This window comes from Rothia sp. (in: high G+C Gram-positive bacteria) (genome assembly GCF_030540545.1).
GTDB lineage: Bacteria > Actinomycetota > Actinomycetes > Actinomycetales > Micrococcaceae > Rothia.
The window spans coordinates 1-1,354 of record NZ_JAUNVZ010000044.1; the positions used below are offsets into that span (position 1 = coordinate 1).

A 1,354-nucleotide genomic window follows, 5' to 3' on the forward strand; every position below is an offset into this window, starting at 1 on the left:
TTCTTGCCACACCACCAGGTGCGCAGTTCCGGGCGGTATGGGACGGTAACATTCGGGGCAGGTGTAAGTTTTTCTGGCATTAACAGCCGGGATATACTGCACGAACCAGTCTCCGTACCGGTCGCTCTCAACGGTTGGCGCCGGGTCAAGAATACGTGAAATATCACGCCCGCCACCTGCGGTGGTGCGTAACCAGTTGCGGGAGGTGGTGCCCGAAGGGCGTTTACCGGGGTGATTCTTACGTGCCATGCTCACTATTTTATCCCTAGCTACTACCCATTCCAGATTTTAAAGGTTATACCGGGGCCTCGTCTAAAGGAGCATACTCGGTGAGGATAGCCTCATACGTATTGCCGTGAAGATTGCAAGAATCCATAACGTAAAAACAGCGCGAAAAATTTTTATCAAAAATATAGGCGTGCTCGTGGAAATCAATAGAGTCCACGTCTTCTAAATCGTGTTGGATCTCGCCGCTGAGGGCAGTGAAGACAGGCAGCTGAAGACCGTCATACACGTAATGCCGCAGCACATAAAGCATTTGGTGAGGAAAAAGCTCACCCAGCCGGTGGGGGCGAACCAGCTGAGGCTGGCCGCTTTCGCATCCGAATGGTCGCTTATACGAGAAACTCACTGTATTTTCGTTTGAGTTATTAGGTGTTGAGCAGAGCATATGTCCTCTGAAAAAGACACGGATAAGACGCTGCACTACTTTTTCCGCCTCAGTCGCTTCTAATGGCTGACCATACGCAAAATCTTTCACAGCCTGCACTTTCTTATTGGTTCACGTATTTGGTTTTTCTCACCGGGCTATCAGCGGCAAAGAAACAACGCTACCCCCGCATACACTATAAAATACACTCGTGTATCACCCTCATCATGATGAGCGCACCGAGGAGAATGCCGCATGAAAGCTATTCTTGATCACTGGGTTGGAAACCGCAGCGAGGATACAGAGCACACCATCGTATCAACGGGGGAACTGCTGGCCTTGCTGAAACGTCTCGGCACCAACCACCACACCCTGCTCAGCCTGTATCATCCCAGTAAAGACCCCGATAACAACCACCTCATGATCGGCGGAGGTCCCCAACGGTATGTACTCACCGGGTGTGAAGAGGGCACCATTCTAAACGTCAGAAACCCGCAGATGAGCGACACAGCAACAGTTAAGATACTGGTGGGTGGGCAGCTGAGCCTCTTCACGGAACACGAATTAGTAACTCAAGAGCAGGCTTTTGAGTGTGCGGTACAGTATTTCAAGACTGGGCGTATCTCCCACGTGGGCCTACCCTACACATGGGAGAGACTATAAATAACCAACCCGCAGATGGCGTGTGCACAATGACCCGCTGCT

General features: G+C 51.2%; 3 protein-coding genes. 1 reads left to right on the forward strand and 2 read right to left on the reverse strand.

Features of this window, described 5'->3' with window-relative positions:
* The coding region (locus Q4P78_RS08785) for an ATP/GTP-binding protein (RefSeq protein WP_303339998.1) at nt 1–249 on the reverse strand (249 nt) is incomplete at its 3' end.
* Between the two features lie 46 nt (nt 250–295).
* Entirely contained in the window at nt 296–760 is a 465-nt protein-coding gene (locus Q4P78_RS08790) for a hypothetical protein (protein ID WP_303339999.1), read from the reverse strand.
* Between the two features lie 144 nt (nt 761–904).
* Between Q4P78_RS08790 and Q4P78_RS08795 the strand changes: the two genes are divergently transcribed.
* The gene (locus tag Q4P78_RS08795; RefSeq protein WP_126926522.1) at nt 905–1,312 is read left to right on the forward strand and encodes a hypothetical protein; all 408 of its coding nucleotides are present in this window, start codon (nt 905–907) and stop codon (nt 1,310–1,312) included.
* Nucleotides 1,313–1,354: the final 42 nt, after the last annotated feature.